This window comes from bacterium endosymbiont of Bathymodiolus sp. 5 South (assembly GCF_900128535.1).
Taxonomy (GTDB): domain Bacteria; phylum Pseudomonadota; class Gammaproteobacteria; order PS1; family Pseudothioglobaceae; genus Thiodubiliella.
Window position 1 is genome coordinate 1 of the sequence record NZ_FQTR01000083.1, and the last position, 8,487, is coordinate 8,487.

The following is an 8,487-nucleotide window of genomic DNA, read 5'->3' on the forward strand; positions in this document are numbered from 1 at the left end:
AAAAAAATGTTAACTAAATCCAGCCCAATATCCACCCAATCAAATCTTTTTCATTCAGAGCTCTTTTCTCAATTAGATGTCAAAGACCCTTTAATACAACTAGCCAACACTATTAATTGGACAGTCTTTGATGACGCCTTTGAGCAACATTACTCTCAAGACAATGGCAGACCCTCAAAACCCATCAGGCTGATGGTGGGTTTGCTTTTGCTTAAACAGCTAGAAAACCTCTCTGATGAGCGTGTTGTTTTGCAGTTTAAGCGCAACCCTTATTACCAATACTTCTGTGGCTACTCAAACTATATGCCAGGTATGCCTTGTAATGCCACCGAGTTGGTACACTTTAGAAAGCGCATCGGTATTAAAGGTTTTAACCTTATCTTTAAAATCAGTGTCGCCTTGCATGGTAAACAAGCCCAAAAGTCTAGCGTATTGATTGACACCACCGCATCAGAAAAAAACATCACCTGCCCCACCGATGCCAAACTTGCCATTAAAATCATCAATCGCCTTCATGGCATTAAAGCGCAGAACCTATGTTAGGGCTGCCGTTGTCTTTGGGTGATATTTGGTGCTTTTGATAACCCAGATGACTCGACAATTCCTCTTCTCTGGCAGTTTGAATAACCTCTCATAAGATATTTTTAAACTCATCTGTAATGTTGTCAAGCGAGGTAAATTCCCTTGATTTTATTTGTCTTTTTAGTTCTGTTTGGTTGATTAAACTCATTTGTGTTTCTCCTTGTATTTTTAATGCATTTGATTTTATAGGTCAAATGCTTTTTAAGGATTTACACAGTTTGATTTACGCCCTCCGAGTAATTTATAACTGCCACCAACATATCCATAAATACCAATATACATAGTGCCATGAATGGCGGCAACACAAGATTCAAACTTTTTATAATCAGTGTAAGGTCTGTATTCAAAGCTAGAAACTGTTGGTTTTTTACTTCCAATTGTTGTTATACAGCCGATCTTGTCTTTGCATCTCTTCTTCATATGCTTGCTGTCTATTATTAGCATTAACAATTTCTTCTTCTATCACTTGCCTTATTAAAGGGGAGTTTATTCTTTCTCGGCTGATATGTTTACTAATTAAATTACTATTTTTTCTATTGTAATTAAATTCAAACATTGCTATAAAAAACTCTCTAGCTTGTTCTGCGTCTGTGCCTGGGGCCTCTTGTGCCCAACGCAGAACTGCTTCTTTGTCTCTGGCATCACCCGTGGTTGCTAATAAAAGACCGCTAACTTGTCTTTGTATTCTTGATCTTTCATCATTTTTTTTGAAACTGCCTAGGTGATGCTTTAACTTGTCTTTTATTTGCGGATTATTGTGTCCCCTAGTAAAGTTTTTTACTGATTGATTGAGTATTTTTATTTTAATAGGGTCGGTAACACTTAAAAATTCATCAAAGAATAAATCAAGCGAACTGTCTTCGCCAATATAAGCCAGTGAATCTGCTGTAGCGTGATAGAGCATTATATTTTGTAGCCCTTGCCAGTTTTTTTCCATAACCTTGGCGACATGATGATTGGGTTTGCCATACACCCATTTTTGGTTTGCAAATCTGCGGATTGCTCCTCTGGCTGCGCGTTCTACGCTAGAAAAACCATATTTATGACCAGATTCCAACAGACCATCATCAATCAGTTTGTATAATAATTCTGCTGATTCTTTGGTGGCAGCGGAGCCTAATATTGAAATAATGAGTTTTTTTGGGCCAGATGGTGTGTCGTGTAGAAATAAATCATAAATATCACTATAAAAAATATTATCACCAGCTGGAAGGCTTCTTAGTATGTCTGCAATTCTTTTTTCAAAATTATTATAAGATGAGTCACCATTTTTAAGATTATTTAGCCAAAGTTTCCAATTTTCTAAATTAGTCAATTTTGGATTATAGTGACTATAGTAATCGTTTTGTTTGATTTTTTTTAAAGATTTGTTTTTGTTATTACTGACAATATTCTTTAGATTGCTGTTATCTTTAATAATAGCATCGTTCCCAATATTATTGGTTTTAACCAATGCATTAGAATCCTCCTGTGTCAATAAATAAATACCCACACCTAACACTGTTAAGATTGCCGTTGTTGCCATCATAATTTTTGTATTTTTTTGCATAATTACCAACCTAATTTATTGTAAATCTCGTGCAATACTTCTGTTAAATGTTTTGTTTGTCCTGTCTCTTTAGCGTGCCTTATACCAGAGTAATAATAACTATTAACATCTCTACCAATGCCATTAAACATTTGATTACTACTTGGTACAATGCCGTCACCCTTTAACGGGTCAAAACTTTGTCCATTTAAGATAAATCTTTCTGCCCTGTCTGATAACTGATCCAAAAACCAACCTTGAGATGGCAGGGGATTATAAAACGGACTGACGTCACCAAATGTTTTATTGTGGTAAATTAATTGAACATGGGTTTTGTTATAATCATTAAGGTTATTGATGTTATTTTTTAGAGTGGTTATATCAGTAGAATCCTCAGACAGGAGTCCGATGCTCGGTACTCTGATGTCTAAATCACTGTCTATCACATAAACTGCTTCCCAATCATCCTCACAATCACCATTATCGTTTTTATGAGTGCTTTCTGGCAAACAATTTTGTTGCAAATAGTCATAAATTCGACCAAATGGCGTGCCTTTGTGTGGTGTGCCTGTGGTTATCATTGATAAAACGCTATTTTTATTTTCATAACCACCTTGCATAAATGACCTGGCAGCCAAACCACCACGACTATGACCGAGTAAAACGATTTCAGTGTGATTACCCAAATATTGTTTGATGGTAGTAATAGCGTTATTTACCTCTTGGCCAAGTTGAGAGAAGCTTGAGTAATCGCCTTGACAGCCAATATCTACATCACATGAAATGTTATCCAAACCTTTTAGTCCATATCTATCATAACCACCAAAATTAAGTGCAAAACAGCTTACACCTCTGTTATTAGCATTTTCTATGCTACCACTTAATGGCAATGTAGTGCATTTATCATTGAATTCTTTGTCTTTTAATGCATTCCAAGTTGAAGCATCACTGTTCAACCCATGTAATAATAACACTGCTTTTGGTGGTGATTCTTTGGCGAGTAATTTATAATTACCACCAACATATCCATAAATACCAATATACATAGTGCCATGAATGGCGGCAACACAAGATTCAAACTTTTTATAATCAATGTAAGGTCTGCAATCATAGTCATTTATTTCTGGTTTGGCATTTTGTTTGATGTATAAATCAACATCGCCTGACAAACTTAATAAACGGAAAATAACTTTTGCATTGGTTGTGGCGTCTAGTTTGTAATATTTCCACTGCCCTTTAGTTACGAAGTCATTTTTTTCTTGATTTAGCGTTAATTGCTGAATAATATCTTTTTCAATAGTGGCAGTAATTTTATAACTACCAGGGTGATGAGCATACACACTAATATATGCAACACCTGGTCGATCAAATTCAAATGTGCAAGTTTCTAAACTTGTGCCACGATTATAAGGCCTGCACTCAAAACTAGAAATTGTTGGTTTTTGGCCTTTATTGGCGTATAAATCAAGATCAGCAGTTAAATTGGTTAATTCAACTGTTACTTTTGCATTTTTTGCAACACTTATTTTGTAAAAATGCCATTCTCTACGCGCTAATGAGTCGGACTCTGGTACACCAGAGGTTAAAGTTTTTAAAGGTTTTACAGGTTTTTTTGTTGTGATATTAATCACAACTTTGCTGGATCCTCCAGCATTATAAGCAGTAATTGTATAATTAGTGGTATTTGCTACGGTTGGTATGCCACTGATAGTGCCGTTACTAGTATTAAAACTAAGTCCACTGGGCAAAGATGGCGATATTGAATAATGAGTAACACTGCCACCTGTATTATTTGGGTGCCAGCTTATCGTTGAGCCTAAATTAGTAACAAGGTTTTTAGGGGTTGAGTTTGATATATTAGGAGCAACCACTTTTGGCGCATCAATGCAGAAATCTGAATATTTAGCAGGTGCTGGATAACTCCAGTGAAGCCAGGGAGATTTTGGACCATCCTTACAATTAAATTGGCAATGATAATATTTACCGCCTATAGTACCTGAACCAGCACCAGGACCTGTATGTTCGCCAGGGTAATAATTACCTGTAACCTTACATGACAATCTACTAACAGATGGGGCTCGATCTTCAGGACATCTGCTTGCTGGCATTGGAGGTAACCCAGGCCATCCATAATAATTCCGACTGCCTAGGTCTATATTGCCATTATCGCAAGTTCTGTGACAGTAGTTAATAGTATTGCAATAAACACTAGATGCATTGGCATATGATACAAAATAAAAACTGATAATAAGTGTTAATAATTTCAATGTTTTCAATGTTTTTCTCCAGTCTTAAAAATATCATAAAGCGTAATAAATACAACGCCTAATGCTTGAATTTAGCTGATTCGTTAGCGATTCAGTTAGGCTTTTAAACTAAAATGTGTAAACATCTCTGTTACAAATCAGGCACAATCTTTCAATTAGTCCTTACATAGAATTACTCTGTTCAACAGTCTTTAATGAATAGGATTATAAACTGATTTATTGCTTGTGAATTTATTTAATTTCGTATTAGCAGGGTCCGTTTCTTATTAACGGACTCAATAGCTAAAAAGACGGTCTTAAAAATAGAACTATAGTGAGCCACTGCATTAAACATAAATATTGACTAAAAGCCAACTTTTGCCCCTACCCCTCAAGGGGTGCCATAAGGGGCATCCATCTGTAAATTTTTATAAAACCTGTATTAACCGTACTAGGACTGGTTTTATAAAAAATTACAACTAAATGAGACCTTTGCATAAATAGGAATAATCATCAGAAATCCACTTTTCACCCACTTGGCGATTTTTTAAACCCAGCCTTAGCCCTGCTAGGACAAGGTTTAAAGAAATCACCAATTGGGCAAAAATTGGATTTTGCTAATCATCCCTATTTATGCAAAGGTCTCTAAGGCTATCTTTGTGTCCAAGATTGCTAGACCATTACAGGTTGTGTTTTGATTCTAAAATTTACAAAAAATTAATTTTTTTTTAAAATCCCGCTATCCCTTTTGTGGCAAAACATTTAACCATTTCACTGTATTTTTGATAAAAAATTAACTTGCAAAAAGTAGCAAAACACACTATATTTAGTTGCAATTTAATTTCAAAACACTATATCTAGTGTTTTATCGAAAAAAGGAAAAATGAAAAAAGACATTCAAGTTACCAAGCGAAATGGCAAAAAAGAAGCGATTGATATGGAGAAAATTCATCGTGTTGTTGATTGGGCCGCTCAAGGGTTAATCGGGGTCAGTGTTTCTCAAGTTGAGATTAATGCAACTTTGGCATTTTTTGATGGCATTAAGACCGAGGACATTCATGAAACCATCATCAAATCAGCCGCTGACCTGATTTCTACACAGACGCCTGATTATCAATATTTAGCAGCGCGTTTGGCTATTTTTCATTTGCGTAAAAAATCGTTTAAATCTTTTACACCGCCACCCTTGTTTGAGCATGTGCGTAAATTTACAGCACTAGGTATTTACGATAAAGATATCTTAGACAAATACAGCAAACAAGAAATTGAAGAACTGGATGCTTATACCGAGCATGAACGAGATATGAAATTCTCTTATGCAGCAGTCAAGCAGCTTGAGGGTAAATATTTGGTGCAAAACCGTACCAATGGCGAGATTTACGAGTCACCACAGCAATTGTATATGTTGGTTGGTCTATGTTTGTTCCAAGAATACGAGCCCAAAGTGCGACTCGATATTGTTAAGCGTTTTTATGATGCAGTTTCTAATTTTAAAATATCTTTGCCCACACCCATTATGGCAGGCGTTCGCACGCCAACCCGTCAATTCTCTTCTTGTGTATTGATTGAGGCAGATGATGATTTAGATTCAATCAGTGCAGCAGCAGGGGCGATTGTTAAGTATGTTTCTCAGCGAGCTGGTATTGGTGTAAATGCGGGTAAGATTCGTGCATTAGGTAGCCCTATTCGTGGTGGTGAGGCCATGCACACGGGCTGTATTCCTTTTTACAAACATTTTCATACAGCCGTTAAGTCTTGCTCTCAAGGGGGGGTGCGTGGGGGTGCAGCCACCCTATTCTATCCATTTTGGCATCTTGAAGTGAAAGAGTTGTTAGTGCTTAAAAACAATACTGGTACCGAGGAAAACCGAGTGCGTCATTTGGATTATGGTGTGCAATTCAACGGCTTGATGTATCAGCGCTTTATTGAAGATGGGGATATTACCTTGTTCTCACCGCATGAAGTACCTGGCCTATATGAGGCATTCTTTGCAGACCAAGATGAGTTTAGGCGCCTATATGAACGCTACGAACAAGACAGCTCTATTATTAAGAAAACACTCAAAGCACGCGAACTGTTTGCATCCTTTATGCAAGAGCGTGCAAATACAGGGCGCATTTACGTACAAAATGTTGACCATTGTAATACGCACGGTGCTTTTGACCCAAGTCTTGCGCCTATTCGTCAATCTAACCTCTGTATGGAGATTACCTTACCTACCAAACCTCTTTATTCTGTTCAGGACCCTGAAGGCGAAGTGGCGCTTTGCACGCTCTCAGCAGTAAATTTGGGTGCCTTAGAGTCCATTGACGAGCTTGAAGAGATTACTGAGATTATTGTTAGAGCGCTAGATTCTTTATTAGATTATCAAGACTACCCTATTAAAGCAGCAAAAATCGCCAGTATGAATCGCCGTACACTGGGCATTGGTGTGACTAATTTGGCTTATTATTTGGCTAAAAATGGTGCTAAATACTCTGATGGTTCGGGTAATGACTTGGTTCACCAAGCTTTTGAAGCCTTGCAATACTACGCACTCAAAGCCTCTAACAAACTCGCCAAAGAAAAAGGCAGCTGTCCATTGTTTAATGAAACACAATATGCAAAAGGCATACTGCCAATTGACACCTTTAAAAAAGAGATTAATGATTTTTGTCATACCGCCTTGACCCTGGATTGGGATGGGCTGCGCAAAAATATCAAAAAAGATGGTTTAAGAAACTCAACCCTAACGGCATTAATGCCCTGTGAAAGCTCATCACAAATCTCAAACTCTACCAACGGCATTGAGCCACCACGCGCCTTTGTTACCACCAAGCAATCAAAAGATGGCTTGTTAAAGCAAGTCGTACCCGAGTATGAAAAACTCAAAAATCAATACGAATTGCTATGGGACATTAAAGACAATGAGGGTTATTTGCAGTTATGCGCCATCATGCAAAAGTTTGTTGACCAAGCCATCTCAGCCAACACACATTACGACCCTTCGCTGTTTAAAGGCAATAAGGTACCGATGAAGTTGTTCTTAATGGACTTGTTAAAAACTTATAAATACGGCGTTAAAACACTTTACTATCACACAACCCGCGATGGTAGCGGCGAAGAAGGCGTAGCTGAAAAAGAAGACGATAATGCTTGTGCAGATGGCGTATGCAAATTGTAAGAGGTCATCATGTCTAAAAAATATACAACTGTCGCTATTGCTTATGATTTTGATGGCACGCTTGCCAAGGGTAATATCCAAGAAAACTCTTTTATTCCTGAGTTAGGTATGGATAAGGAGGCGTTTTGGAAAGAGGTCAAAAAAATAACAAAAGACAATGAAATGGATGAAATTTTATCCTATATGTTTTTATTAATTAAGAAAGCCAAAGAAAAAGAGATAAGTTGTAAAAAAGAGAGCTTTAAGAAACATGGAAAAACTGTTGAATACTTTTCAGGCGTTGAGCAATATTTTACAAACATTAACGAATACGCAAAAAACAAAAGCATTAAACTGGAGCATTATATTATCTCCTCAGGCACCAAAGAAATGATTGAAGGCACTTCCATTGCCAAGGAGTTTGAGGCCATTTTTGCCTCATCCTTTAAATATAATGTTGATGGTGTTGCACAGTGGCCAGCATTGGCCATTAATTACACCACCAAAACCCAATATTTATTTCGCATTAACAAGGGCATCAAAAATGCTTGGGATAATTCCAGCATTAATGAATACACACCACCAAAAGAACGCCCTATTTTGTTTGAAAATATGATTTATATTGGCGATGGTGCAACCGATGTTCCAGCGATGAAAATGCTCAATTACCAAGGTGGCACTTCAATTGGCGTATATCCGCCTAACACCAAAGGAGCAAAAACAAAAGCACAAGAATTGCTACAAAACAACAGGGCAAACTATATTGCCAAAGCCGATTATTCTAATGGCTCAGAAATAGACCAAATCGTTAAAAGCATCCTAGATCAAATCTCCTTAAAAGCCAGCGTTAAACAATATACAGAGTAACTATTATGAAATTCAACCAGCAACTAGAACAATTATTAAAAACCCTGAGTCAATTCACCGATGCAGAAGGGGAATTACTCAAGCAAAATGTTAAACACAGTGCCGAAAAATTTGACCCTGAA

General features: G+C 37.1%; 6 protein-coding genes. 3 read left to right on the top strand and 3 right to left on the bottom strand.

Annotation, left to right across the window (positions count from 1 at the left end):
• Positions 1 to 543, top strand: a 543-nt coding sequence (locus BBROOKSOX_RS07690; RefSeq protein WP_139660645.1) for a transposase, incomplete at its 5' end; no start/stop codon positions are given.
• A 240-nt stretch (positions 544 to 783) separates the two neighbouring features.
• Here the strand turns inward: BBROOKSOX_RS07690 and BBROOKSOX_RS07695 are convergent.
• From BBROOKSOX_RS07695 to BBROOKSOX_RS07705, 3 genes are read right to left on the bottom strand one after another with little or no spacing between them, the layout of a single operon-like run.
• The gene (locus BBROOKSOX_RS07695) at positions 784 to 1,002 is read right to left on the bottom strand and encodes a hypothetical protein (protein ID WP_139660647.1); all 219 of its coding nucleotides are present in this window, start codon (positions 1,000 to 1,002) and stop codon (positions 784 to 786) included.
• The gene (locus BBROOKSOX_RS07700) at positions 950 to 2,131 is read right to left on the bottom strand and encodes a hypothetical protein (RefSeq protein WP_139660650.1); all 1,182 of its coding nucleotides are present in this window, start codon (positions 2,129 to 2,131) and stop codon (positions 950 to 952) included. Before BBROOKSOX_RS07700 ends, BBROOKSOX_RS07695 begins: the two co-directional genes overlap by 53 nt.
• 2 nt (positions 2,132 to 2,133) lie before the next feature.
• Positions 2,134 to 4,386 (bottom strand): pre-peptidase C-terminal domain-containing protein, encoded by a 2,253-nt coding sequence (locus BBROOKSOX_RS07705; RefSeq protein WP_218973713.1) that lies wholly within the window; start codon positions 4,384 to 4,386, stop codon positions 2,134 to 2,136.
• An 853-nt stretch (positions 4,387 to 5,239) separates the two neighbouring features.
• Between BBROOKSOX_RS07705 and nrdA the strand changes: the two genes are divergently transcribed.
• Together nrdA and BBROOKSOX_RS07715 are read left to right on the top strand one after the other, a co-directional pair.
• Positions 5,240 to 7,519, top strand: coding sequence for a class 1a ribonucleoside-diphosphate reductase subunit alpha (gene nrdA / locus BBROOKSOX_RS07710; RefSeq protein ID WP_139660655.1), 2,280 nt, complete (start codon positions 5,240 to 5,242; stop codon positions 7,517 to 7,519).
• 9 nt (positions 7,520 to 7,528) lie between these two features.
• Positions 7,529 to 8,365 carry a haloacid dehalogenase-like hydrolase gene (locus tag BBROOKSOX_RS07715; RefSeq protein ID WP_139660658.1) on the top strand — a complete coding sequence of 279 codons (837 nt, stop codon included), beginning with the start codon at positions 7,529 to 7,531 and terminating at the stop codon, positions 8,363 to 8,365.
• The last annotated feature ends 122 nt before the right edge of the window (positions 8,366 to 8,487 follow it).